Origin of the sequence: Mesorhizobium sp. M7A.F.Ca.US.011.01.1.1 (genome assembly GCF_003998295.1) — a bacterium.
Classification (GTDB): domain Bacteria; phylum Pseudomonadota; class Alphaproteobacteria; order Rhizobiales; family Rhizobiaceae; genus Mesorhizobium.
Genome location: NZ_RZRT01000009.1, coordinates 122,032 through 147,792, shown reverse-complemented (window position 1 = coordinate 147,792; position 25,761 = coordinate 122,032). Strand labels below are relative to the sequence as shown.

General features: G+C 57.9%; 23 protein-coding genes and 2 pseudogenes. 13 read left to right on the top strand and 12 right to left on the bottom strand.

The window, feature by feature from the left end:
- Positions 1-132, top strand: a pseudogene (locus tag EOA13_RS13010) (IS481 family transposase); the annotation flags it as partial.
- A 106-nt stretch (positions 133-238) separates the two neighbouring features.
- Here EOA13_RS13010 and EOA13_RS13005 read toward each other — a convergent pair.
- The 12 genes and pseudogenes from EOA13_RS13005 to EOA13_RS12950 all read right to left on the bottom strand — a co-directional run bounded on the left by EOA13_RS13005 (position 239) and on the right by EOA13_RS12950 (position 15,792).
- Positions 239-2,110 (bottom strand): acyltransferase family protein, encoded by a 1,872-nt coding sequence (locus EOA13_RS13005; RefSeq protein ID WP_063169260.1) that lies wholly within the window; start codon positions 2,108-2,110, stop codon positions 239-241.
- A gap of 83 nt (positions 2,111-2,193) precedes the next feature.
- Complete coding sequence (locus tag EOA13_RS13000) at positions 2,194-2,754, bottom strand: CpaD family pilus assembly lipoprotein (RefSeq protein WP_063169261.1); 561 nt, start codon at positions 2,752-2,754, stop codon at positions 2,194-2,196.
- Between the two features lie 12 nt (positions 2,755-2,766).
- The gene (locus tag EOA13_RS12995; RefSeq protein WP_063170365.1) at positions 2,767-4,188 is read right to left on the bottom strand and encodes a type II and III secretion system protein family protein; all 1,422 of its coding nucleotides are present in this window, start codon (positions 4,186-4,188) and stop codon (positions 2,767-2,769) included.
- Between the two features lie 71 nt (positions 4,189-4,259).
- Entirely contained in the window at positions 4,260-4,946 is a 687-nt protein-coding gene (locus EOA13_RS12990) for a response regulator transcription factor (protein ID WP_063169262.1), read from the bottom strand.
- 805 nt (positions 4,947-5,751) lie between these two features.
- A pseudogene (locus EOA13_RS38710) lies at positions 5,752-5,920 on the bottom strand (transposase); the annotation flags it as partial.
- Between the two features lie 714 nt (positions 5,921-6,634).
- The gene (tdh, locus tag EOA13_RS12980) at positions 6,635-7,669 is read right to left on the bottom strand and encodes an L-threonine 3-dehydrogenase (RefSeq protein ID WP_063169264.1); all 1,035 of its coding nucleotides are present in this window, start codon (positions 7,667-7,669) and stop codon (positions 6,635-6,637) included.
- A gap of 65 nt (positions 7,670-7,734) precedes the next feature.
- Entirely contained in the window at positions 7,735-8,748 is a 1,014-nt protein-coding gene (locus tag EOA13_RS12975) for an adenosine kinase (RefSeq protein ID WP_063170366.1), read from the bottom strand.
- Positions 8,749-8,848: 100 nt separating this feature from the next.
- Positions 8,849-10,024 (bottom strand): methionine adenosyltransferase, encoded by a 1,176-nt coding sequence (metK, locus tag EOA13_RS12970; RefSeq protein WP_063169265.1) that lies wholly within the window; start codon positions 10,022-10,024, stop codon positions 8,849-8,851.
- Positions 10,025-10,081: 57 nt separating this feature from the next.
- Complete coding sequence (gene glyA / locus EOA13_RS12965; RefSeq protein ID WP_063169266.1) at positions 10,082-11,419, bottom strand: serine hydroxymethyltransferase; 1,338 nt, start codon at positions 11,417-11,419, stop codon at positions 10,082-10,084.
- Between the two features lie 37 nt (positions 11,420-11,456).
- Entirely contained in the window at positions 11,457-11,801 is a 345-nt protein-coding gene (locus EOA13_RS12960) for a helix-turn-helix domain-containing protein (RefSeq protein ID WP_082826567.1), read from the bottom strand.
- A gap of 1,056 nt (positions 11,802-12,857) precedes the next feature.
- The gene (locus EOA13_RS12955; RefSeq protein ID WP_024505366.1) at positions 12,858-14,792 is read right to left on the bottom strand and encodes an HrpF/NolX family T3SS translocon protein; all 1,935 of its coding nucleotides are present in this window, start codon (positions 14,790-14,792) and stop codon (positions 12,858-12,860) included.
- A 301-nt stretch (positions 14,793-15,093) separates the two neighbouring features.
- Positions 15,094-15,792: a secretin N-terminal domain-containing protein gene (locus EOA13_RS12950; protein WP_024505367.1), complete on the bottom strand. Its 699-nt coding sequence runs from the start codon at positions 15,790-15,792 to the stop codon at positions 15,094-15,096.
- A gap of 187 nt (positions 15,793-15,979) precedes the next feature.
- Between EOA13_RS12950 and EOA13_RS12945 the strand changes: the two genes are divergently transcribed.
- From EOA13_RS12945 to EOA13_RS12890, 12 genes are all read left to right on the top strand, one after another.
- Positions 15,980-16,489 (top strand): nodulation protein NolB, encoded by a 510-nt coding sequence (locus EOA13_RS12945; protein WP_024505368.1) that lies wholly within the window; start codon positions 15,980-15,982, stop codon positions 16,487-16,489.
- A 9-nt stretch (positions 16,490-16,498) separates the two neighbouring features.
- Positions 16,499-17,362 (top strand): type III secretion inner membrane ring lipoprotein SctJ, encoded by an 864-nt coding sequence (gene sctJ / locus EOA13_RS12940; protein WP_024505369.1) that lies wholly within the window; start codon positions 16,499-16,501, stop codon positions 17,360-17,362.
- Complete coding sequence (locus EOA13_RS12935) at positions 17,307-17,993, top strand: nodulation protein NolU (RefSeq protein WP_210326671.1); 687 nt, start codon at positions 17,307-17,309, stop codon at positions 17,991-17,993. The genes sctJ and EOA13_RS12935 overlap by 56 nt, the downstream gene beginning before the upstream one ends.
- Positions 17,990-18,613: a type III secretion system stator protein SctL gene (sctL, locus tag EOA13_RS12930; protein ID WP_024505371.1), complete on the top strand. Its 624-nt coding sequence runs from the start codon at positions 17,990-17,992 to the stop codon at positions 18,611-18,613. The genes EOA13_RS12935 and sctL overlap by 4 nt, the downstream gene beginning before the upstream one ends.
- Positions 18,610-19,968 (top strand): type III secretion system ATPase SctN, encoded by a 1,359-nt coding sequence (gene sctN / locus EOA13_RS12925; protein WP_063169268.1) that lies wholly within the window; start codon positions 18,610-18,612, stop codon positions 19,966-19,968. The genes sctL and sctN overlap by 4 nt, the downstream gene beginning before the upstream one ends.
- Complete coding sequence (locus EOA13_RS12920; protein ID WP_063169269.1) at positions 19,944-20,456, top strand: hypothetical protein; 513 nt, start codon at positions 19,944-19,946, stop codon at positions 20,454-20,456. The genes sctN and EOA13_RS12920 overlap by 25 nt, the downstream gene beginning before the upstream one ends.
- A gap of 89 nt (positions 20,457-20,545) precedes the next feature.
- Positions 20,546-21,574, top strand: a complete 1,029-nt coding sequence (gene sctQ, locus EOA13_RS12915) for a type III secretion system cytoplasmic ring protein SctQ (protein ID WP_095769044.1) — start codon at positions 20,546-20,548, stop codon at positions 21,572-21,574.
- Positions 21,567-22,232, top strand: a complete 666-nt coding sequence (gene sctR / locus EOA13_RS12910; protein WP_127293023.1) for a type III secretion system export apparatus subunit SctR — start codon at positions 21,567-21,569, stop codon at positions 22,230-22,232. Before sctQ ends, sctR begins: the two co-directional genes overlap by 8 nt.
- A 29-nt stretch (positions 22,233-22,261) precedes the next feature.
- Positions 22,262-22,510, top strand: coding sequence for an EscS/YscS/HrcS family type III secretion system export apparatus protein (locus EOA13_RS12905; protein ID WP_081714428.1), 249 nt, complete (start codon positions 22,262-22,264; stop codon positions 22,508-22,510).
- An 8-nt stretch (positions 22,511-22,518) separates the two neighbouring features.
- On the top strand, positions 22,519-23,337 hold the full coding sequence (gene sctT / locus EOA13_RS12900) for a type III secretion system export apparatus subunit SctT (protein WP_063169270.1): 819 nt from the start codon (positions 22,519-22,521) through the stop codon (positions 23,335-23,337).
- Entirely contained in the window at positions 23,334-24,371 is a 1,038-nt protein-coding gene (locus EOA13_RS12895; RefSeq protein WP_024505377.1) for an EscU/YscU/HrcU family type III secretion system export apparatus switch protein, read from the top strand. The genes sctT and EOA13_RS12895 overlap by 4 nt, the downstream gene beginning before the upstream one ends.
- Positions 24,372-24,726: 355 nt before the next feature.
- Positions 24,727-25,530, top strand: a complete 804-nt coding sequence (locus tag EOA13_RS12890) for a hypothetical protein (RefSeq protein ID WP_024505378.1) — start codon at positions 24,727-24,729, stop codon at positions 25,528-25,530.
- The last annotated feature ends 231 nt before the right edge of the window (positions 25,531-25,761 follow it).

Sequence of the window (25,761 nt, the reverse complement as noted above, 5' to 3'; positions counted from 1 at the left end):
CATCGTGCCGCCGAACTGCCTGTCTGGCTGCACAGATACAATTGGCATCGTCCACATGGCAGCCTAAAGTCAAAAACGCCTATCAGTCGCCTCGCCCTGATCGAGGACAACCTGTTGAAGCTCCACACCTAGGTCACTATCGGGGGGCCTTAAACCTGAACAGCTCCATCGTCGCGGCTGCTGCGGAAGCAGGAGCTATCACTGGGACCCGTACTGGTGCTTGTCAGCCGCTGAGCCGCTACTTCGTCTTAGGAAGAGCATTGTCCTTGCCAAAAGCCGGCCAGTATTTCGAGATTGCCAGTGTGGCGCCGGCTGAAGAGAAATGACCATAGTCGAAATATAAAAACTCTCCTCTATCGAAATAGGCGCAGCGTCCTGCGCTGCACAGGAATTTCAGCGGATCGATGAATGTGGCGCCTTTGGTAAATGAGCGCACACGTTCGTTGACGTCGGGGTCCATCGCGATCGGCCAGGACGTATCGTCCAGATTTTGGCGCTTGGCGAAGAACGCAATTTTCCGGACGTCAGTTGGGAACTGCGGAGACTGGCCGATGACAAACACGCGCACGCCCAGGGCACGAAGCGTAGCGATTGTTTGCTGAAGACCGTCGAAACCTCTGACCTCATAGTCACTCCATCTACCGCTGAGGATAACCGTCTTGATGTCCGCTTCCAAGATGACGTCCAAGGCCTTGCGATTGAACCGGACACAATCAAGACGATCGTACGGGTAGTAATAGAGTATCGGCGCGCAGCTGGCGTACGTATATTCAACGATGTTCGCCTGCAATCGATTTATGTTAGCACCCAAGCCGGAAACATAGTGCGCGGCGAAGGAGTCGCCCCACAAAAAAACCGTTGTTGGAAAACCGCTGGTGCGCGTGCAATCCTCCATATTCCAGCTTTCGATCCGGCTGGTGCCCTCGTTGAAACAGATGCCATTCCTCCAGTCCCCGACGGAAATGCGCCGCTGGACATAGTCCGGAAACCGTTGCGGAAAGCCGTTGCCGAGCGCCCCCGCCGCTCCGCCGGCACAAAGGACAACGATCGCGAGCGCTGAAAAGGCGAAGATAGGCCCCGGGGAGGTGAAGGCCCTCTTCTGTCGAAACGGCTGCTCTACAAACTTCCAGGAGAATGCAGCCAATGCGAGGCTTGCCACCAACATCGCACCGGTCATCAACGGATCGAGTTTTTGGAACGAAAGATAGTGCGCGAACGCATTGAGAGGCCAGTGAACAAGATACAACGAATACGAGATGAGCCCAATCCAGACCAGCGGCCTGACTTCGAGCATGCGGGTGGCGACCGTCGAGGGGGTATTTTGGCCAACATAGATCAGAAGGGCCGTTCCGATGCATGGATACAAGGCGTTGTAGCCTGGGAACGGATCACTCGCCGAAATCGCGAAGAACCCGATGGCGAGAAGGCCAAATCCGGCCACCCCCACCGACTCCATCAGGAGTCGGTTGCCCAGCGGCGAGGGGCATTTGAGCATGAGCAGGGCGCCCAACATGAGTTCCCAGATTCGGGTCGGCAGCAGATAGAATCCGGCGGTGGGTGCCAGCGATGTCGCCATCACCGCCACTACGAAGCTGCAGAGAATTATCGGAAGAAGTGTCGTCAGCCAGCGCTTCCCGATGTAGCGATAGATTAGGAACATCAGGATTGGTGCGAAGATGTAGTACTGCTCCGCTACGGAAAGCGGCCAAGTGTGCAACAGTGGTAGAAGCGCGGCATCGATAGAGAAGTAACTTGACGTTTTCCAGAAGAAAACGTTCGACCAGAAGGTCGAGGTAGCTATGATGCTAAGACTGAATCCGCGCAGATCCGGTGGCAGAAGAATGAACAATGCCGCAATGCAGGTGAGAAGCATCACAAAGACGAGCGCCGGCAGAATGCGCCGGGCACGGCGCCAGTAGAAGTTGACGATGGAAAATTGGCCGCGTTCAAGGTCATCCAGGAGGCTTCCGCTGGTTAGGTAGCCGGAGATGACGAAGAAGATATCGACCCCGCTAAAGCCACCCGGGATCGCCGAAATTCCGAAATGAAAGAGTACGACCGGAAGTACAGCAACGGCCCTAAGGCCCTCGATATAGCGCCTATATTGCATCCAGCGGTTCCTTTTATTTTAGATCAGGACGCGATTGGAAGCTTTCAATCTCCGGTAGGAGTGCTGCCGAGATAAGGGCGGTATCAGCCACCTTTATCCGTCCCGAATGTTCTGTAAGTTGCAACTGGTACAGAAGCACGATCGCCATCGCCGGCCTTGACGGCCTGATTGTCGAGCAGATCGCGCGGATCGTTGACCATCACGGCCAGGTTATGTCCTGTCGAACAACCAAGCGGCTGTTTGAAGGATTCTTCATTGGGTAAGGCACCATATGAGGGACAGACCGGCGGACGGGCGTGATAGACAATCGCCTCAATTCGCACTGAGCCGGCGTCGTGTTGATCGCGCAATTGAATGTTGTCTTCTTCGATTGCCAACTGCCTGGCCTGATGGGCTACCCCTGCGCTGAGCTGGGGCGAACCGCTGATGAGGAGGTGGATGGCATCGAACCGGCCGCGACTGGCCTTGTCTAGGAAAACACGCAAACGCTGCCGTTCGGAAGCGCGCAGGCTTTGCAACGTCAGGACGGTGGTCTCCTCTCGGACAAGCATTGGTGCCGATGGTTCGACATCAACTGGCGTAGTGCTTGTGCAGCCACTTACGCTTGGTGCCAGAGCGACAAAGAGGATTATAAAACGCAACATCTTTGGATGACACTATTCGATGATGAAGCCGAGACCGCCCTGGGCGCTTGGCGCGCCCGCACGGATAGCAGCGCGGTCTCGCGGGGGACTTGTCACGGAATTCGTCGGAGCGCCCCCTCCGTTCAAAGCCGGTGCCGCCCGCTCGGTCGGTGCGCTCATCTGGTTTGGGTTGGAGCCTGGTCTTACAATGTAAGGCGTAACTAGAATGACCAGTTCTGACTCCTCTTTTTGAAACGAGGTCGAGCGAAAAAGCGGTCCCAGGATCGCCAGTTCTCCGAGCCAGGGAAAGGCCCTGACATCATTGTTGACGTTCCGCCTGATTAGACCGCCGATTGCGAAGCTCTGGCCGCTGGCGAGTTCGACGACCGTATCGGCTCGGCGCGTGGAAACTGCCGGCACGGAAATTCCGTTGATTTGCACGGCACCTTGCGTCGACAGTTCACTGACTTCGGGCGTTACGTGAATGTTGATTTGATTGTTGCTGAGAACTGTCGGCACAAATTCCAGACTGACGCCGAAGTGACGGAATTCAACCGATACCTGCCTGTTTTCCTGCAGGACAGGAATGGGAAATTCGCCGCCCGCGAGAAAGCTGGCCTTTTCACCCGACATAGCGGTGAGGTTCGGCTCAGCCAGGACGGAAGCTATATGCTCCTTGGCGAGCGCGTCGAGAACCGCGCTGACGTTGACGGCACCGTTGTCGAATCCGATTTCTGCTGTACCGCCACCCTGGGTTGAACCAGACCCAGCGCTTGCAGCGCTTCCGCTTAGAACGCCCACTTTGAAATTGCCGATTTGACCGAAGGCGGACAAGTTGACGCCGAGTGACTTCATGGCGCTGCGTGAGACTTCGGCTACGCGCACGCTGAGGTTAACTTGCAGGGATCCAGCGACCTTGATGTTGTTGACGACTTGCGCTCCGTCGCCCAGATATTGCTCAGTGACTCTTTTTGCGGTGTCGGCGACCTCTGCGTCGGGCGCCGTCCCGCTAAGGATTGCGCCGCGCGGCGTATAGTTGACGCGGATGGGATAGTCGCCGACCTGCTCCCGCAACATGGCGCGTAAATCCCCGATCGGTTGCGTGACAACGATACGCAATTCGGCGAGAGGCTCGCCATTGCCATCCAAGGCGAATAGGCTGGTCCGCCCCGATTTCTTGCCAAAGACGAAGATTGTTTTGCTCGATGGCGCCTGAAAATCCGCGATCGTGGGGTCAGCAACAAAGATGGTCGTGGCTGGCCCGGGCAGATGAACGGTCTCCCCGAGCGAAGAGGAAAGGGTCAGCGTGGCGTTGATGCTATTCGAAGCCGCATGCGGCGGGCCTTTGTCCTGCTTGTTTTGCGCCGCGACACCAAGTGGGAAAGTCACAATAAGCGCGCAGAGGAGATGGCCCAGGTAACGGGGCACTGCAGGTCTTGTAACCTTGTTGGCGATCGCCCGCCAATTGAGCGCAGCGCAAGGATGTTGAAGGATCAGCAAAATAGATCTTCTTTCGATTCGACAAACTATGCGGACGAGGCGTCAGTCAATTCTAGGATGTAACCAATGCCTCGGATGGTCTTGATCCGTGGCGTTGCACCTGATCTGGTCAGATGTCCCCGTAAACGATAAATTCCGACTTCAAGCGCGTTGGCAGACACGTCGTCGTTGAATGAATAGAGGTGATCTTCCAATTGCGCACGGGGCACGATGCGGCCTGCCCGGTTAAGCAGGTGCTCTAGAACACAGAGTTCGCGACGTGCGATCATCATTGGGTGCCCATCAACGAAAACCTGGCGGGCGACCGGATCAAAGTCGAGATTGCCAAATACGAGCCTCAGGTCGGTCATCTGTGTCGCCCGGCGCAGAATGGCTCTCATTCTGGCAATAAGCTCATCGGTAGAGATGGGTTTGAGCAGAAAGTCGTCCGCACCACCGTTGAAGATCGCAATTCGCTTATCGAGATCGTTAAGGCTGCTCATAATGACGGCAGGAACTGAATGCCCGTGGGTCCTCAACTGCCTCAGCCAACCCAAGCCATCGCCATCTGGCAGAGCCAATTCCAGCAGGAGAATTTCATAGCTGGCGCAAGAAAATGCACTCGAAGCCAGTTCCAGAGTACCAACGACATCAACGACGAAGCCGCCATCCCCGAGCGCAAGTCGCATGGCGCGCGCAAGATCCGCATGATGATCCACGAGCAGCGTTCGCATTTCATCTCCTCTCGAAGAGGGACGGCCCATCGAACGCGTCACCGGCGGCCATCTGATCGGAGCACACGGCGCGCAACTCGTCGCAGCTCTCGGAACTGGTCCGAGTCGGAGGGACATGCAAGTCGCTCGGTGGCAATAGGCGCGGGTGAGGACCAACTGACGGGCTCAAATACGCCGGTCGGCGAACCCACGAGGCCAGCAACCCGCGTGCGATTTCTCGTTGCATCATCTCTCCTACGTGCAGCCCCTGCGCTCGCAAGGCAGCGTCGCGGCTCAGAGCCCGATTCCCACAGAGGGTAGGGTTAGCTTTCGAGAAACTGATTGAACAAATCGATTATTTGGATCGAATGCATCCACGGTATGGATGCAGCGCACCATCTTCAACGACTGCGGCGTCCTGATGCACTGTTGTGTCTGTCGTGCTCTGCTTTTTTCGCTGTCCTTCAAGGCTGGCGAGCCTGGTGGAACCTGCGCGTCATTGGCTTGGTAGCTTGAATGCTCAACAACGGAGCGCCCTGCGCAAAGCCGCTCTCATTTCCAAAAAGCCTTGCAATCTGGTTGGAGCACTTCGCGCTCGACACCAAAATAGGCGAGGAAAACTGACGTCTGACAGGGATGTACATGCAACAGCCGATTTGCGGCACCAGCAAACGACCGCGTTCAGGCTGAAGATCGACGACCAACGGCTCCTCGATTTCCGCACTTTTACAAGCTCTTCCTGTGCGGGCGGATGCCGGCAAACAGCAGCACAGGGTCAGCGAAACCGGGAGCGGGCCTGCTTGATCGCCATGATCACATTGCCGCTGTCGCGCGTGCGGAGCGGAATGCAATCGGTCCAGCCGGCGGCAATCCGGTCAGCACCATCGTCTGCACGAAGCTCCCTGACGAAGACGTGCCCGAATGCGCTCAACAAAGCCGGGCGGCGGATCTTTCCAATCGCCGAAGGTGCGGGCTGGCACCGAGCGGCGAACTGCGAACTCATTCCTGCCCGGCGGCGCTGGCCGCCGCGAGCGTCGATGCGGACCCAGCCGCTCCGAATCCTCCCACAACACGATGAGCGCGTCGCGGACATCGCTGCCGTAACAGCGGCTGCGGCTCTTGCCCGCAGACGGCCTCTGCTCACGACGGTTCATAAGACGGATCGCGCGCTTGCGAATAATAGCCGGTTACCGCCTCGAACTCATCCAGAATGCGCCGCTTGTCAACGCCGCAATAAAGCTCCACGATCGCCGCTTCACCGTGTCGCCATGCTGAGCCGCGCCATCCTTCCCCCGAACCGGAATGGCACGACCTGTCCATCCCCTTTGGAACAGGACACTATTGGTAACATTTTGCTTGAGGCAATGCGGCTCGTTGCCTTCCTTTTCGCTGACCGGAAGGGTACCGGAAGTCGTCTATCGCATCTTACCCGCTGAAAGCGGCAACACCTCGACCTCAATCGCAGATCATAGGAAATAGACGATCGCGTCGGGGCCTCAGCATCGGTTCACCGGGTTTCCGTCATCGACTGAAGCGAATTGCCCCATCGACCGTCACCGGGTGGGCCGCGATACGTCGCCGTATATGATTAGCGAGCGCACGTAGCGGAGCCATAGCTCTCCACCCAGCCATGTTCCCCTAGTTGGAAAATGTCCGGCGGACCAGAGGTGCTGTCGTCAGCTTTTCCTGAATAGCGGCCAAGGCAATCCCTACCAGTCCATCACCACCTTGCCGGAACTGCCGCTCTTCATCGCATCGAAACCGATCTGAAAATCGTCGATGCCGATGCGGTGGGTGATCAGGCCGGAGACATCCAGCGGACCCTGCACAAGCGCGATCATCTTGTACCAGGTTTCGAACATCTCGCGGCCGTAGATGCCTTTGAGATGCAGCATCTTGAAGATGACCTTGTTCCAGTCGATCTCGAAGCCGGTCGGCGCGATGCCCAGAATGGCGATCTTGCCGCCATTGTTCATGGTGTCGATCATGTCGCGGAAAGCGGGGGCGGCGCCTGACATTTCGAGGCCGACGTCGAACCCCTCGGTCATGCCGAGCACCGGCATGACGTCGCGCAGCTTCTCCTTCGAGGCGTCGACGACATGCTGGACGCCGAGTTTCTTGGCTAGCGCCAGCCGCACCGGGTTGATGTCAGTGATGACCACTTTGCGCGCGCCGACGCATTGGGCGACGAGCGCGCCCATGATGCCGATCGGCCCGGCGCCAGTCACCAGCACGTCCTCGCCGACCAGATCGAAGGACAATGCGGTGTGGACGGCATTGCCCAAGGGATCGAAGATCGCGGCAATCTCATCGGGCACATCGTCGGGGATCGGCACGACATTGTGCTGCGGGATCGCCAGATACTCGCCGAAGGCGCCTGGACGGTTGACGCCGACGCCGAGCGTGTTGCGGCACAGATGCCCTCGCCCGGCGCGACAGTTGCGGCAATGGCCGCAGACGATGTGGCCTTCGCCCGATACACGCTGGCCGACCTTGTATTCGGTGACCGCTGCGCCGAAATCGGCAACGGTGCCGACGAATTCATGGCCCGTCACCATCGGCACCGGCACCGTCTTCTGCGCCCACTGGTCCCAATTGTAGATGTGCACGTCGGTGCCGCAGATCGCCGTCTTCTTGATCTTGATCAGCACGTCGTTGGGGCCGATTTCCGGCACCGGCACCTCTTCCATCCAGATGCCCGGTTCGGCCTTGGCCTTCACAAGCGCCTTCATCATGTTCGACATCAGGATTTCCCTATTCCGTGATTGCGCTTCTGGCGAGATAGCCTGCACAACGGGAAGGTAGGCCACTAACTCGTTTGAACGTCCGGAATGGTCAGCCCCGCCTGCTCAGCCTCGCGGCGCAAATTCTGACGGGGCCTGGGGCCGATCTGCTGGATCACCAATCCGGCTGCCAGTGAGCCAAGGTCGCCGCAAGTCTGCAGGTCGCGGCCTTGCGTGTAGCCATGCAGGAAGCCGGCGGCATAGAGATCGCCGGCGCCCGTCGTGTCGACCAGTTCCTTGATGGCGGTCGCCTTGATCACCACGGTCTCGTCGCCGCGCACGATCACCGAGCCTTTTTCCGAGCGGGTGACGGCGGCGATCCGGCAATCCTTGCGGATCTGGGCCAGCGCCTCGTCGAACGACGATGTCTGGTAGAGCGACTTGATCTCGTGGCTGTTGGCAAAGACGATGTCGACCGTGCCCGAGCGCACCAGGTCGAGGAATTCGTCGCGGTAGCGGTCGACGCAGAACGAATCCGACAGCGTCATCGACACTTCTCGGCCTGCCGCGTGCGCCAGCTTCGCCGTCTGGCGGATTGCCTCCTTGGCGCGCGGCGGGTCCCACAGATAGCCTTCGAAATAGGTGACCTTGGCGCCGGACGCCTTGTCGGCTTCGACATCCTCAGGGCCAAGCTCGACGCAGGCGCCGAGATAGGTGTTCATCGAGCGCTCGCCGTCGGGCGTGACGAAGATCATCGAGCGCGCCGTCGGCGGCTCACCCTTGAGCGGCGTGGTGCCGAAGGCGACGCCCTGCGCATGGATGTCGTGGGCGTAGATTTCGCCCAGCGCATCGTTGGAGACCTTGCCGAAGAAGGCCGCGCGGCCGCCAAAGCTGGCGACGCCGGCCGCCGTGTTGCCGGCGCTGCCGCCGGACGCTTCGATCGCCGGGCCCATGCGGCTGTAGAGCAGTTCGGCGCGTTGTGTGTCGATGAGGTTCATCGCGCCCTTGATGATGCCGTTGGTCTCGAGGAATTCCTCGTCGCACTGGGCGATGATGTCGACAATGGCATTGCCGATGCAAAGCACGTCATAATCCGGCATCAAAATCTCCGCCAAAACCCGAGCCGGCTTCTTGCCACGCCGGCCGGGCGTGGTCTCGCGAGTTGAAATGGGTTGCCGCATGCGCTTGATCCAGCCGCCCTCACGCAGCTGCCGGTCCGGCTTCACGCAGCAAATCGTCAGCTTTGTCCGTCTTCTCCCAAGTGAACTCAGGCTCTTCACGCCCGAAGTGTCCGTATGTCGCCGTCTTGCGGTATATCGGCCGTAAGAGATCAAGCATCTTGATGATGCCTTTCGGTCGGAGATTGAAAACCTCGAGAACAAGGCGCTCGATCCTTTTTTCCTCGATCCTTGCGGTTCCGAAGGTATTGACCATGACAGAAACCGGACTGGCCACGCCGATCGCGTAGGCAAGCTGAACCTCGCAGACCTCCGCAAGGCCGCTGGCAACGATGTTCTTCGCGACATACCGGGCGGCATAGGCCGCCGAGCGGTCAACCTTGGATGGGTCCTTGCCCGAAAAGGCACCGCCGCCGTGACGCCCGGTCCCACCGTAGGAATCGACGATGATCTTCCGTCCTGTGAGGCCGCAGTCGCCGGCAGGCCCACCGACCACGAACCGCCCTGTTGGGTTGACCAGAAATCTGATCCCCGAAGTATCCAGGTGGGCCGGCAGGACCGGTTTTATGATCTCCTCAATGACGCCTTCGCGGACCGTGGCTTGTGAGACCGCTTCGTCATGCTGCGTTGACAGGACTATGGTATCCAGCGCCACCGGGCGGAGCCCTTCGTAGCGTACCGACACTTGAGATTTCACGTCCGGACGCAGCCAGCCAAGCTGTCCCGCTTTCCGGACCTCGGCCTGTCTTTTCGTCAAATGGTGAGCGAGTTGGATCGGCAGGGGCATCAATGTATCCGTCTCGTTGCATGCGAATCCAAACATGATGCCCTGATCCCCTGCCCCTTGCCCGAGATCCTGCCCTCGTCCTTCATCAACGCCCTGGCTTATGTCGGGCGACTGCTCGGTGAGGGCCAGAACGACGGCGCAACGTCGACCATCAAAGCCAATCGCATCATCGTCGTAGCCAATATCGAGTATCGTATCGCGGGCGACTTGGCTGTAATCGATGTGGGCATGGCTGGTGATCTCGCCAGCCACAACGACCATCCCCGTCTTCACCAACACTTCACAGGCGACGCGCGCCTTCGGATCGGTGCGCAGGACCGCATCGAGAATGGCATCGGAGATGTTGTCTGCCATCTTATCGGGGTGTCCCGCGCCGACGGATTCGGAAGAGAACACGAACTGCCTGGTCATAAAAATGCCCTCGCTTCAAGTGCTGGAGTTAGTGAGGAGTTTCTGGATTGGGGTGGCTTATCGGTCGGGGATGCCGGGAACATCGAACGCAGTGCAGAAGTCGGCAACGTCTCTTCGTACGCTCGCATGAACTTCCTGGTCATCGGGCTGGCGGCAGACCGAGTCGATGAAAGCGGCGATCTGCACCATCTCCGTTTCGCGCATGCCCATGGACGTCACCGCTGGTGTCCCTAAGCGGATGCCGCTTGTCAGCGCCGGATGCCGCCGGTCGCCCGGGACCATATTGAAATTCGCAATGATGCCTGCACGCGATAAGCGCTCCGCATAGGCTTTGCCTGACAGCGACCGGTCCCGAAGATCAAGGATCAGCATGTGATTGTCAGTGCCCCCGGTGACGAGTTCATAACCTCGCTCCAGAAGTGCCTGGGCCAGAGCCTTGGCGTTGTGGACGATCTGCTGACCGTAGACACGAAAGGACGAGTTCGCTGCTTCCTGCAAAGCGACGGCAAGCGCGGCGATAGTATTCATATGCGGTCCGCCTTGCAGAAGAGGGAACACGGCGCGGTCTATACGTTTGGCCAGATTGTGTTTGCTCTTCGGATGATGGAGGGGCTGATAACGGTCTTCATTCCTTGATAAAATGAAGCCACCCCGGGGACCGCGGATCGACTTGTGAGAGGTGCTGGTGACCACATCGCAATGGGACACGGGGTTCGGATGCACTCCTGCGACAACCAGGCCGCAGATGTGGGCGATGTCAGCCACCAGATACGAGTTCACCTCCGAAGCAATTTCGGCCATTGCCGCGTAGTCAAAAATACGCGGATAAGCAGTTCCGCCGACCCAAATTAGCTTCGGGCGTTCCCGCTTGGCGGTCTCGCGCAAGTGGTCATAGTCAATTTGCTGTGTCTTTTCGTGCAGCCTGTACGGGACGCGCTGATAATCGCTGCCGGAAAAATTGACGGACCAACCGTGAGTCAGATGGCCGCCTTCGGGTAAAGGCAAGCCCATGACTTTGTCACGGGGGCTCAAAAGCGCGCGATAGACAGCCTGGTTGGCTGGCGAGCCTGAATAAGGCTGGACGTTGGCATGTTCACTGCCAAATAGCGCTTTCAGGCGCTCGATCGCGAGGGTCTCAAGCTCATCGACGATCTCGTTTCCGGCGTAGTAGCGCGCACCGGGGTATCCCTCGGCATACTTGTTGGTGAAAATCGACCCGGTCGCTTCCAACACCGCCGAGGAGGCAAAGTTCTCGGAGGCGATCAGTTTGAGAGTTGTCCGCTCCTGACGCTCCTGTCTTAGAAGCAGTTCGTGAACGCGGGAGTCGACGGCGGCTAAGTGAGGCCGCCCGTAAGTGTCGGGCTGCGCGATGGCGCCGCCGGCGGAGTTATCCATGGTAGTCGCGCTCCATTTGGACTGATCTATTTCACGATCAAGCAGGCGGTCCCTTCAACCGCGCGTCTTGTATTGCTTCCAGGCGTTGTAGGTCTCTTTTATGATGGCCATCATCGTGGGGCAGGAGATCGACCACCAATTGAGCCAGCTCGCCATCCTTGCCTCCTGCTTGCATATGGTACGAAGACTGCGGACGTTGTTCGTTGCAGCAAAGAAAGTTGGCTCTGACCAGCCGCCGAACGTGGCGTCGAACCTGCTCGCGAGGCAGACCGGTAATATCGGCCAGCTCGCCGACGGTTAGATCCGCATGCGCGCAAAGGCCCAGGATTCGAAGGCGATCAAGATGCGCTGCCGTCCTTAGGCGATTTACCAGTGTCAACATTGGTTAGCATCAACCCGGACGGGATGCAGCAAGCCGCTAGCCCTTCTATCCCCATCAATCCGCATGAGACCTCTCTCGTCATTTGCTGTAAATCCGCTGGTATGGATGCTAATGGAAGATAGATCACAGTCCTTTCTACGACTAAGACGCCAGATATTGGGGCTAATGTACCACCTGACAGGAGACTACACTCACGAACATTATGTGAATTTTTTTTAACGTTGCTGAGAATCAAGGGGGAGGTTTGGCGAATGTCTCGCCGTCGACTGTCGAATCCTGCCCGACGGGATTATAGGGTGCGTAGCCTGCTTGTCCTTTCCACATGACCAGCGACGATGGGGCGAAGGCGGCAGACATAGCTCTGGAGCATGCTGCGGTATCTTTGGCCTGAAGCCGAGGAAGGCGGACCGTGGCTTCCGCGCCGCTGCCGGGAGCCCGCGAACAGGCCAAGTGGATCAGCCGGGTGTTGCCGTCATAGAGCGTGAGACCCAAAGCTGGCCAGCCGCGCCCTGAGGCTGACGCACCGCTCAGCGTCCACCTTGCTCTCGAAGCCCATCGGCATAGCGCCGATAACGACTTGACCGCGTGCGTGTCGACGAGCGATCGGTGAGCGCAAGGATCGAGGGTGCAGTGCAGGATAATGCTGTTTTAAATCAGCGCTGTTTTCAGCCGACTGCCTTGAGCGTGGCACGAGGATATAGGCCCAAGGCAGGAGATCATCGTCTGCTGTTCGGGAGGCCGCCCTGGGCGCGCGACAGCCGTTCCTTCGGCTGCGCCGCTCCGCCACCATCCGCGCCGTGCCTTCCGGAGACCATTCCCGCTACCGGCCGGCGCCCGTGAAAACCTCGACCCGGCGCACCGGCTCGAGATGGCTGGGCTCAGCGTAACTCTGAAGTCGTCATATACCGAAGTCTTCACAGACTTCGGACATCCCCCTCACAGTCCGATCCAGATGGCGTCAGGAACACCGCTTGCGTTGATGCGGATGAACCCCTGCTTGTGCCACAATGACCCTTATGTCAGCGCGCGAGCCAAAGCTTCCGCGCAAGGCGACGGCTAGGATAAGGCAATGCCGACGAAGGGCACATTGCTTGCCACACTCTGGAATGATGGCATGCTCGGAAGGCCTAGGCTTTGCTCAGGGCCGCCTGCAAGGCGCGCTTTGAGGTTATTCACATAGCCTTCTGCGTAGTCCTGCGCCGTCGAGACCGAAAGATCAATGCCTGCCGCCAAGGCCTCTTCCATCAGGTGCTTTACGAGCCCATTTCGAATGGCCAGCTTGACCTCGGGGCCTGCGATAAGGCCGATCGCCTGCGCGGCCATATTGAGGCCAGCTTCCTCCAGCGCTCGCTTCATATCGCCTCCGTTAATGGCCGTACGCAGGAGATTGGCTGCTTGCGACTCAGCCTCGAGAACCATCGAGGCAAGATCGGCTACTTGTCCGAGGCCCGGAATGAAGCTGAGCAGTCCCACCGCCGTTGCCGCCAAGTCGAGCACTTTCGTCTCGATTTTGAGCACGGAGTCGACGACGTGCATGACGGCCCCGCCGTTCTTTTTGGCTGACTTAATGTCAGGCTGGTCCATCAGGCCCATCTTCATGTCCGCGACGGCATTCTGCTCTTCTGCGGTTTGGGCGCCGTGGGTGATTGGCTGCTGAACGTTGCGGTTCGCAGACGACATGTTTGTGCAAAAATGGGCAAAGTCTTTTTTGCTGATATTGCCGGAATCAACCGTATGCCCGCCGCCAAAGTCGAAGAATTTATGATGGGTCTTATAGCCCGTGATCGAATTGTTCAGGAGGCCAAACAAAAGAGGATCTGAAAGGAGCTGAGAGGCTGCTTCCCGCACTTTCGGATCAAGGCTCTTGTCGTCTTTCATTTTCGCCAGTTTGTCGCGAGTCAGAACACCGCTTCCAAAGAACGTGTCCTGATGGTCCTTGATCATCTCGACCGTATTCAGCTCAGTTTGCGTGAGGCTCATCGACGATGAGGCGACTTGCAGGAAATCCTCTTTGTGCATCTTCCCTTTCGAGCCACCGCACAACTGGTTCCAAGCATCGGGGTGATCGAGGAAATATTGCGCCGCCGCAATGACCTGGGGCGGAAATTTGCCGTTTTTCGATTCGCCGCCGACCATTTTCTTGAACTCATCCAGACTCAGGTCCTTGGACAGATTTTCGGAGTACCGGTAAAACTCCCGCAAGGCATCGCTCAAGGTCATGACCGAAGGCTGCAAACCTCCGCTGCCGTCGGATGGTATGTAGTTCTGCTCGTAGCTTCGCGCTTGGGCTTCCTGAAATGCAGCAACTTGTGGGTGGTGGTTTGAAAATCCGGCCAAGTCCTTGGCGTTGATCTTGCCTCCACAGCGGCCGTCGCCCTGCGAGCCAATCGCATAAAAAAGTCCCGAATCCTGCTGCAGTCCCTGGATCGCCGCTTTCAGATCCGGTGGCGTAGAGGGATCATTGGCTTTGTCGGTCAACGACTTCCAAGTAAGCGGGCATTGGTCCTTGTGACGGTTGAGTACCGCAACAATCTGCAACTCAGCCGTGGTCAGCGACCCACCGTTCCACGTGATTCCGGGGCTCGGCCTGGGAGCCGGCTCGATCTTCGGAGTGACGCCGAGCAGATGTTGGGCTTCAGTCGCCTTGGAGCGTTGCGATTGGTCCTCCTTGAGAGCCGCCCTCATATTTGGCGGCAGCAGATCCAGTGGGTGTTGCTCCAAGCCATTCAATGTCAAGACATCCGGTGCCAGATGGCCCAAAGGGTCCTGCCGCAATTTATCCATTGTCGAATCAAGATTCGACGCTGGCAGATCCCCTTGCGCGAAAGAGCCGGGCTTGTCTGCCAGCACACAAGTGGACAGCATCGCTTCGAAGCACGATGCACTTTGCTGATGCTGGGTCGCAAAATGGGAAACTTTCAGGCCCGGCCAACCCCTTGCGGACTGTAGCGAATTTGAGCGGTAGAAAGTTGAAAGATTACTGGCCGACATTATGCATCCTCAGACGTGACGTTGAAATCCCCACAAGAGACCCCGACAGAAGATCCCTTGCGTTTCACAAAATTCGACAATTCCAAGCGTCGGCAGGTCACGAATGCGCCTGCCCTGCCTTCAATTGCTGTGTTCCGGGCCGGCTCCAAGGTTCGGTCCAACACAATGGCCGGAGTCACCGCGAGAGCTGCCGGGACTCATCATGAGCGGATTAGCTTTCGAGAAACTGACGAGTTTGCGAAGAGTTCACAAAGGGGTAGCCGCAGTCATGTTCTTCAGAGCTGCGGGAAATCCTCAATGTTCATTTCTTGCCCAGCTCAGGCTTCCCGCCAACGCTATCCTGTTGTGGGATGTCAGAAGAATAAGAAGCATCCGGTCGTCCGTCGCGAACGACCGTAGTGGAGGAGCCGCGAAACAAGATCAGCACTGATTCCTTTGGCGTTGCCGCTATGTGAGTCTGCGCCTGCGCCTGCGCCACCAAGCCGTTAAAGGTCTGCTCCACGAGTGCGACGAAGCGCGGTGGACCGGAAACGAAGACGAGGCCATTGCCTGGCACGGGTTTGACCACATAGCGCTCGTCGGAGATATCAAGCTTGTCGAGAGCCCCCTTGAACGCATCGAAGCGAATCGACGTCATCAAAAGCATTCGAGTTTGCGATTCTTGTGCAGCAGACACATAGAGCACAAGGCCGTCATAGTACCATTGTAGACCGTAAAGGTTCGTCAAGCGGTCGAGGAACGCGCGCGGTGGCAAATCAGGCATACGTCCGCGAATTCGCCCCTTCACCGCAGGACTGATGTTGACCCTGATATTCAGGTTGTTGCCGAATTCCTGCAACGCTGCAGCGAGCTCCTGATCCAGAACCGTGTATCTATAGGGTGTCGCCGGAAGGGACAGCGGGACTGCATGCGCCGGGTGAATCCCGGTGGACAGAAAAAACCCGGCACAAAGAAGTCTCAAAACATGCAGGGTGACGGGTTGGATAAGCGTTCTCGGCATGTCGCACTGATAAACCAAACGCTGAAATCATCACAAGTGACTAAATTGCCGAAGAGATTTTAGATTGTCGAAATGACGCCGCCGTTAGTCAGCTTGTTGTCAGCTTGCCCCCCTAGGAGTGTTGCGCCGACACCGGGTGATGAATGGGCGGGGCTCGCCCGGTCAGAGAGAGCAACCGAGTCCTTACATGATGATGCCTGTCACGTCGATCTCTGCCACTCTAACGGCTGGCCTCCCCAGGGTCGGATCACCGTCGATTGTCGAGCAGGCCCAGTTTGAGCGCGCCTTAGGGCATGCAGCCGACTCGCTGAAAAACGATGCCGCCGCGGGGCCAGCGAGTGCGGCGCCAGTTGCTGCGGCGATGGATGTTCAGCGCGCGGCTGCGCCGACGAGCGGCATGGGCGATCGCGTGTTGCAGACGATTTCCTCCCTATATCCACACAACACTGTTTCCTTCCCCGCGCTCGACCATGACATAGCCCTTTCGAAGGGCGCTCTACCGGGACCGGCGCAGAAGCTTCCCGTTCCAGGTGAGGCGGGAACCGGAATCTCGGGCATTCCCCAACAAGGGCAAGACTTCGAAACGATGATGGCTGGTCTTCGGGATGTTTACAACGGCGTCACCCAGGTGGCGCTTATCTCCAAAGGCGTCAGCGGCGTCACATCATCCGTGAATAAACTTTTGAAGGAAGGCTGAACCGCGCGCATGATTGGCTTGGCCGAGGGCGAAATCATGCGTGGCCTGTCAGGGTGGCGGTCGGTTAGACTTGTCATGCTGCCAGTTCTCGTCGCCCTCACTGCTTGCAAAGCCGACCTCTACACGCAATTGCAAGAGCGTGAGGCAAATGAAATGCTCGCACTTCTTGAAGACAACGGGGTCGCCGCGATCCGGGTGGTCGCCAAGGATGGAACCAGCACGATCCAGGTTGACGAAAAGCTGCTCGCCTTCTCAATCAACCTTCTGAACGCCAAGGGGCTGCCGCGCCAATCCTTCAAGAACCTCGGTGAGATATTCCAAGGATCAGGCCTGATTGCCTCGCCGACCGAAGAGCGTGCCCGTTACGTGTATGCCCTGAGCGAAGAGTTGTCGCGGACGATCAGCGATATCGATGGCGTTTTTTCTGTACGTGTTCACGTCGTGCTGCCGCATAACGACCTTGTGCGAGCCGGTGCCACGCCATCCTCGGCCTCGGTGTTTATCAGGCACGACGCAAAAACAAATGTCGCGGCTCTGCTGCCAAAGATAAAGATGCTTGTAGCCGACAGCATCGAAGGCCTGTCCTACGATAAGGTGGAAGTGGTTTTGGTGCCGGTAGAACGTTCCGCACACGAGCAACGGCCCGATCCGACTGCTGTTTTGCCACAAGCATCACTACCTCTTCCTGCGCCACTTCTGGCGACCGTAACAGGTTTTGCCGCAGCCGTATTCGCCGTGGCCTGTTATCTCTTGATCGGCGTTGTTACGCGTCGGCGCAAGCAATCAACCGGCGTTTCCAAGGTCGAGGGGCGCCGGGATGCTTCTGCTGTCGAGGCCATTCGCAAAAGAATGCCTGCAATTGGACGTGGGTGACATCTCATTGCCAATGCCTATACAGACCGCCCGACCTGATGGTCCGCACTTTCCGGGCGCGAGCGAGCTTGCGGCTTCGGCCCATCCAACCCGTCTTGCGGCGCGTCTTGATCCAGCGTTATCGGCCGAAACGTTAGTGAAGTTGCAGAAGTGTTCCAGACTGCATCCAAGGCTGGCAGAATTGCTGGGCAACGATGACGTGGATCTGAACCACATCGGCTGCAGGCCGGACCTTCTACGCGGGCATGATCCATATCGAGCGACCCTTCTTGCTGGTAGTATCTGGCATGCCCGTTCGCTGGTCGCGTTTGTCTCTCAGCCTGAGCTTGCCATCCTTGTTAAACGCATCGGCGTGGATGCACACGCATTCGGAATCCGACACCTGCTGCATGCTGTTGACAAAAGACTGATCTCGGACCCAGAAAAACTCGCTCAGCAAATCGAATACGATGGACACGCATGTCTTGGAGCTTGGCTCCAGGACAGTTCAGCGACCGAGCGTAACCGCGTGCTTCTTCGATTGCCCGAGGGGACTGCCGCGGAGACTCCAGCACATGAGCATTGGACCGCCGCCGGCCAATTGCTTTCACTTGTAGTAGCTCATTTTGAGACAGAGACCCCGGTGAAATGACAGTCGAACTTTCCGAGGGGCCAATAGCGCCGCAGATGCGTCCAGTCGGACCACTGATACCCGCGAGCGAGCTCGAAACCTGGCACAGCGCCGCGCAAGCCCTTGCCGCGGCAGAACGGCATCGGCAGCGCGTTCGAAACTGGGCACGCGCGGTTTACCAGCGGGCGTGGGCGCGCGGCCACATGGAGGGCTCGAATGCAGGCACCGAGGAGATGGCAGGGTTGATTGCGGAGACAATCTCCGAAATCGCGCGACGAAAGGCGGCTCTGGAGCAGGAATTGCCGCAGCTCGTGATGGAAATATTGAGCGATCTTATCGGCGCTTTCGATCCGGGCGAGCTATTGGTGAGGGCTGTTCGTCACGCCATAGAGTGTCAATACAGCGGCGCCGACGTTTGCCTTCATGTTTCTCCCATGCAAGTCGACATGCTTGCACGAGAGTTTGCTCGATGCGACGGCCAGGATGGTCGACCAAGGGTGCGGATCGAGCCCGACCCGACATTGTCGCCGCAACGCTGCGTGCTGTGGAGCGAGTACGGCAATGTTGACCTTGGACTTGACGCCCAGATGCGCGCGCTGCGCCTTGGTTTCGGGACGCTCTGTGAGAAAGGCGAGCTATGAGAAAGCCCGTCCCAGAACATAACGCTGACGCCCACACTCGAGCTCTCGTTCCAGCAATCTCGTCTTTGAGGGCTGCGGCCAAGCGAATTGACACGCGTGCGGTGCGCGGTCGGATCACGCGGGCTATCGGCACACTGGTTCATGCCGTCTTGCCAGACACTCGTATTGGGGAACTTTGCCTCCTAGAGGACCCGCGAACCGGGCTGTCGCTCGAGGCCGAGGTGATCGGCCTGTCGGGTGATGGTGTATTGCTGACACCGATCGGGGACTTGGTGGGCCTATCCAGCCGCGCAGAGGTCGTGGCCACTGGCCGAATGCGTGAGGTGCCCGTCGGCGGCGATTTGCTCGGTCGCGTGATCGACAGTCGTTGCCGCCCATTGGACGGCAAAGGCGAAATCAAGACCGTCGAAACTCGGCCCCTGCATGGCAGAGCCCCCAATCCGATGACGAGGCGCATGATTGAGCGGCCATTCCCGCTTGGGGTCCGTGTCCTCGATGGTCTGCTGACGTGCGGCGAGGGCCAGCGGATCGGGATTTATGGCGAGCCAGGTGGTGGCAAGTCGACGCTGTTGTCACAGATCGTAAAGGGTGCCGCCGCTGACGTCGTCATAGTGGCGCTCATAGGCGAACGTGGACGGGAAGTTCGTGAATTCATCGAAAGGAATCTTGGTGAAGAGGGCCTTCTCCGTACGGTCGTCGTGGTTGAAACATCCGACCGCTCGGCGGTAGAGCGTGCGCAATGCGCTCCAATGGCGACTGCGCTCGCGGAATATTTCCGCGATCAAGGCCTACGCGTTGCTCTCATGCTGGATTCGCTGACGCGCTTCTGCCGCGCTATGCGCGAAATAGGCCTTGCTGCGGGTGAGCCGCCGACGCGACGGGGCTTTCCTCCTTCCGTTTTTGGCATGCTGCCAGGCCTGCTCGAGCGCGCCGGCATGGGTGAGCGGGGCTCAATCACGGCCTTCTATACGGTGCTTGTAGAGGGTGATGGCACGGGTGATCCAATCGCCGAGGAATCGCGTGGTATTCTCGATGGCCATGTCATCCTCTCACGCGCTATTGCGGCGCGATCGCATTTCCCCGCTATTGATGTGCTGCAGAGTCGCAGCCGCGTCATGGATGCAGTCGTTTCGGGGACACATCGCAAGGCAGCATCCATTTTCCGCGAGCTCCTGTCGCGCTATGCCGAGACCGAGTTCTTGATCAATGTTGGCGAATACAAGCCAGGTGGAGATCCCCTGACTGACCGGGCTGTCGCGTCAATCGACGAACTGAGGGAGTTTCTGCGCCAGAGCGAAGATGACGCGTCAGATTTCGAGGAGACGGTCGCATGGATGTCGCGTCTGACCGCGTAAACTGGATTCAGTCTTCGAGTATACGGCTTCTGAAGGAAATGCAAGAGCGTCGTGCCCTTGGCGAGCTGTCCAAGAAGGAAGCCCAGCGCGATGTGGCCGCCTCAGCCGTACAAAATGCCTCTAGGGAGCTTGCAATGATACAGCAACATTGTTCAAGAAAAGAAGCAGCGCTCTATCAGCATCTGATGTCACTCGACAACTTGTCTAGCGCAGCGCTCGACCGTCACCGCCTTCACACTGAACAACTTGCCGCTGAGATCAATTCCAGACGGCAGATGCTTGATGATACCCAAATCGCTCAAGAGGAGGCTGAGATGGCGGCGTCCAGGACGAGGGAGCTATGGGTCATATGTTCGGCGGCAAGGGACAAATGGCAACAAATCGAGGACGACGTGCGGCGCGCCGTCGAGACTCATTCGGAGGCCGCAGCCGAGATCGAGGCCGACGATGAGATACTGCTGAAATATGCGAGGGGGTCGCTTGCCTAAATGCCGCGCAACCGGATCCGACGGTCGCAAGAGGTCGTCCGAATGACACGACCGTGCAGTCTTTGATAGGCGCTGCGGTCACACCCGCCATGTTCGAACCAGTTCTGAAACTGTCCCACACGGTTGTCTCGTGGCTCAATGATACAGCAGCGCCGCGCACGCCGTTTCAAAGCCGGATCAACGAGGTGCCGCTATCGGTGCGAACGGCAGGGCTTGTCTGGCAGCAGGAACCTGCTGCCATTCCGATGCTTGACTGCGTCTGGAGAGTGGGAGCCGAAACGGTCATCTTGTCACTGTCGCGCCCGCTCGTAGAGGAGTTCATCACGACAGTGCAGAACGGCTTGGCCTTCCCTTCCGAGCCAACTGCTTCGCTAATTCTCGAACTCGCTCTGGAGCCGCTTGTCACTCGACTGGAGGAGACGACGCGTCTGAACGTGCAACTCGTGCGGGTATGCGAAGCCACGATGCTGGCTCCTCATCTTGAACTCGACATCATTTTCGGCGCGGTCAAGGGCAAGGGCCGTCTATTCCTGTTCACGCCACTTGACGGCTTAGTACCGCCTGCGTTTCGCGCGCTAGGCGAACTGCTTGCCCAGTTGCCGCGGCAGCTGGGCGGGCTGCCTCCAGAGCTCCCGCTCATTGTTGCAGGAGAGGTCGGCACGCTTCGCCTTCCTGCGGCGCTTCTTCGAAGCGCATGTGTCGGTGATGCATTGTTGCCCGATATTGCGCCGTTCGGCCGCGGCCAGATCACCCTAGCTGTCGGCCAGTTGTGCGCCGAGGCGGATCTTGACGGCGATGAATTAATCTTGCGGGGGCCTTTCCGCCCGCGACCGTGTCCTTTGGAGAGTGCGCATATGACACAACCCGGATCGCAACTGGAGCTTACTAAGGATCTCGACGATGTCGAGATCGTGCTTGTCTTTGAATGCGGCCGCTGGCCTATTTCTCTTGGGGAATTAAGAAGTGCCGGCGAAGGGCATATTTTTGAACTTGGATGGCCGATCGACGGCCCGGTCGACATAGTGGCCAATGGTCAGCGTATCGGGCGTGGCGACATTGTCCGCATCGGAGAAGAGCTGGGCATCAGGCTCCGTGGCGGGTTTGCATGCAATGAGTGAAGCTCAGCCGACAATCCTGGCGCTTCTTGCGGTTACCGCCGGACTCGGTCTGCTGGTTTTAGCAGTTGCCACGACAACGGCCTTTGTAAAGGTATCAATTGTTCTTTTCCTCGTCCGCAATGCGCTCGGGACCCAGACCATACCACCCAATGTGGTGCTGTACGCCGCGGCGATGATCCTCACTATGTTCGTTAGTGCGCCCGTTGCTGAGCAGACCTATGACCTCATGTCGGATCCCAAGCTCCACTATCAGACATTCGACGACTGGGTAAGCGCCGCTAAAGCCGGAAGTGAGCCCTTGCGCGAGCATCTCAAGAAATTCACAAATGAAGAGCAGCGGCGATTTTTCCTATCTTCGACAGAAAAGGTCTGGCCAGAGGAAATGCACGCTGCAGCCACGCCTGATGACTTTGCAATACTTGTACCATCTTTCTTGCTATCAGAATTGAAGCGCGGATTTGAGATAGGATTTCTACTTTATCTGCCTTTTATTGTTATAGATCTGATAGTGACAACTATCTTGATGGCAATGGGTATGTCGATGGTCTCACCAACTGTTATATCTGTTCCGTTCAAGATCTTCTTGTTTGTTGCCATTGATGGTTGGTCAAAATTGATGCATGGGCTTGTGCTGAGTTATACGTTACCGGGAGGCTGATCATCACTGAATCCAGCATCATTACTCTTATGAGCCAATCACTGGTGGTTTTCATGATCTGGATTCTACCGCCGCTCATTGCATCAGTGGTTGTCGGCCTCGTCATCGGCATCCTCCAGGCGGCGACGCAGATCCAGGATGAAAGCTTGCCGCTCACCGTGAAGCTTCTGGTCGTTGTCGCGGTGATTGGGCTGTTTGCTCCTGTGCTAAGCGCCCCGCTCATAGAGCTAGCCGATCAGATCTTCACCGAGTTTCCCGCAATGACACTTAGCTACTAGTCCGCCCCATGGACGCGCCATCGGCCGATATTCAAATTCTGATCCAGACGGCTTTCGAACTCGTCGTTGCGGCAGGTCTTGGGGCAGCCCGCGCGATGGGCATCATGCTGATCTTTCCCGTATTCACACGCTCGCAGATCAGTGGGCTGATCCGGGGCTGTTTGGCTGTTGGCTTCGCACTACCATGCCTGGCACACGTCAGCGGCGGATTGCCGGCGCTGGATCCTGATACGCGCCTGATCCAGCTAACCCTGCTCGGATTCAAGGAAGTTTTTGTCGGTGTACTCCTTGGCACTTTTCTTGGCATTCCGCTTTGGGGCCTTCAGGCTGCCGGGGAGCTTATCGACAACCAACGCGGCATCAGCAGCCCGACCGCTTCGGCCGATCCCGCGACGAACAGTCAGGCTTCCGCGATGGGCGTTTTTCTGGGGATCACTGCGATTGCCATATTCGTCGGATCAGGAGGCCTGGAAACTTTGATCAGTGTCCTGTACCGCAGCTACTTGATCTGGCCGGTGTATCAGTTTCACCCGACACTGAGCGGGCCAGGAGCAATGGAGTTGTTGGGGCTTCTCGACAGCATAATGCGCACGGCATTATTGGTTTCGGGGCCTGTCGTGTTCTTCCTGATACTGATTGATATATCGATGATGCTGCTGCGTCGCTTTGCCCCGCAATTTAAGGCGAGCCAACTGTCTCCGGCAATCAAGAACATTGTCTTTCCAGTTCTCATGGTCACCTACGCTGCCTATCTGGTGGAGAGCATGAAACTGGAGGTCACACGTGCCAACGGCGTGCTGGAGTGGTTCGACAAATTGCTGCCATGAGCGACACAAGTGAAGAGAAGACACACGCCGCCAGCCCGAAGAAGTTAAGTGAAGCGCGCAAAAAAGGACAGCTGCCACGTAGCTCCGATTTCGTCCGCGCGGTCGGGACTTGCGCTGGGCTCGGCTACCTTTGGCTAAGAGGCAGCGTGATCGAGGACAAATGCCGGGAAGCGCTCCTATTAGCCACCAAGTTGCAGAGCCTACCTTTCGATACCGCGGTGCCGCAGGCATTGGTTGTGCTCGTCCAACTCACAGTCGCGGCTGTTGGCCCGCTGCTTGGAACCCTTGTCGCCGCGGTGATTTTGGCCAGCCTGCTAGCCAATGGTGGATTTGTCTTCTCTCTGGAGCCGATGAAGCTCAGCTTTAAGAAAATTGACCCCTTTGAAGGGCTGAAGCGCTTGGGGTCTGCTCGTTCCATGGTCGAAGTCTGCAAGACCATGTTCAAGGTATTGGTTCTCAGCGCAACCTTTTCCATTGTCCTTCTCGGGATGTGGAAGACAATGGTCCCTCTGCCGATCTGCGGCATGGGCTGTGTTGGCCTCATCTTTATGGAGACAAAATTGCTGATGGGAATTGGCGCCGGCGCACTGCTGGTCGGCGGACTGATCGATCTTCTGCTCCAGCGCGCGTTGTATCTGCGCGAAATGCGCATGACCAATACCGAAGTGACGCGCGAGTCGAAGGATCAGCAAGGAGCGCCAGAGTTGAAAGGTGAACAGCGTCGCATCCGCGAGGAGGCGGCCGACGAGCCTGCGCTTGGCGTGCATCGCGCCACGCTGGTCTTAACAGGAAGGGCGGTCCTGATCGGTCTGCGTTACGTTCGCGGTGAAACCGGGGTGCCGTTCTTAGTTTGCCGTGCCGAAGGTGAGCGCGTTTCACATGTGTTGAGCGAGGCGCGGGCACTACGCCTGACGATCGTCCATGACCATGTCTTAGCGCGTCAGCTGATAGGCACTACAAAACTCGGCCACGCGGTTCCTATGCAATATTTCCAGCCTGTCGCGAAAGCATTCTTTGCCGCAGGCTTGGCCTAGTCATGGAAGTCCACGACTGCCCAGTTCAAAACTGACCTGGCTCCATGCTAGTGGCAAATGTCGGCTGGCCATCCGTGCCCCAGTGTCTCTGTCAGGCCAACCGCGCAACCGCGGGCCTGGGGCAATCACTCCCCTCGGATCTGCCACCCAGCAACTACGGCAAGTCCTCCGGGCATGACCTTGCAGCCTCTGCTGGCCGGTGCGTGGCGCAGTCCGAGGTTTTGAGGCCGGCAGTGCGGATTTGATTGGTGCAGCCGTTGGAATGCCCTCGTCAGCTAGTCGTCAACTAAGCGCCCTATGTTGAACAGCCGTGCTAACTTGAGCTCGGTTGCGAAACATAGGAGTACGAATCGTCATGTATGGTCGAATTGGTGGCTCATCCGATAGTTACCGCGCGCATAATGCCGGCGAGCAATCGGATGCAGGAAGCGAAGGGTTCGCGGACACATTTGCCCGAATGCACTTATCCGGATCGGAAGGTAGCGGCGCCTCATCATCGGCGGCTCCCCAAGCATACTCCCTCAATTCCCGACCTCCTGTGGTGGAGATCAACAGGACTTCCTTCAGGAGACAGGTGAGGCAATTTCATGGTGATGAAATCACGCACATCGCCGACAATCCTCAAGAGTATTCGGAGTTCGTATCGTCACGAGCCAGGCGCACCGCGGACGTTGCTCAGCAATATGGCATCCGTCGAGATACGGAGCACGCGCGATATTTCAGTTACCAATTGGGAGACCGGAGTGCCGGACTGCTGAGAATGGAAGGCGGATTCAGCATGAACGAGTTCGAATCGGAAAGTTGGCGGGAACAATTTCCTGGTCGAACTGAGGTCACTTCCATAGTGGATCTTCAAGTCGCCCATCCGCTCGTCGAAAATGCGGGCGATATTCTGCTGGAGCATCAACTTCGGATAGACGGCGACCGACCGTTGCTGAATTGGCGTGCGGCTAATCCGGAAGCACAAGCGCGCGCGCAGACGATGGGGTTTGTTGAAGTGGATCATGGCGACCTGGTGCTTGACCCTACGCAGCATCCCGACAAATGGACGAAGAACAGTGCCGGTGAGTGGCAGCGTGCAGGCAAACCTCCACTCTATCTCCACAAAACCGAGGATAGCGACAGCAGCGATAGCGGGTCCGACGACGATTTCATGTGATTTGTCGACCCGCCGCCGAGCCTTGCAACTGGTGACGGTTGCAAGGCTGTTGGCAGTGAATGCTAATTGTCCGGCGACAGCCCCGCCTTAGCGCCAGCGCCGCCGAGCAATCCAGCCCATCTCCCAGACAATAAACTGCGGATGCGCATCGTGGGTGCTTGCGAGCGGATTGTATTCGGGCCGGAACTCCGCCTCTTGGAACCGAGCTCTCCCGAATCCAATTTTCTCCAC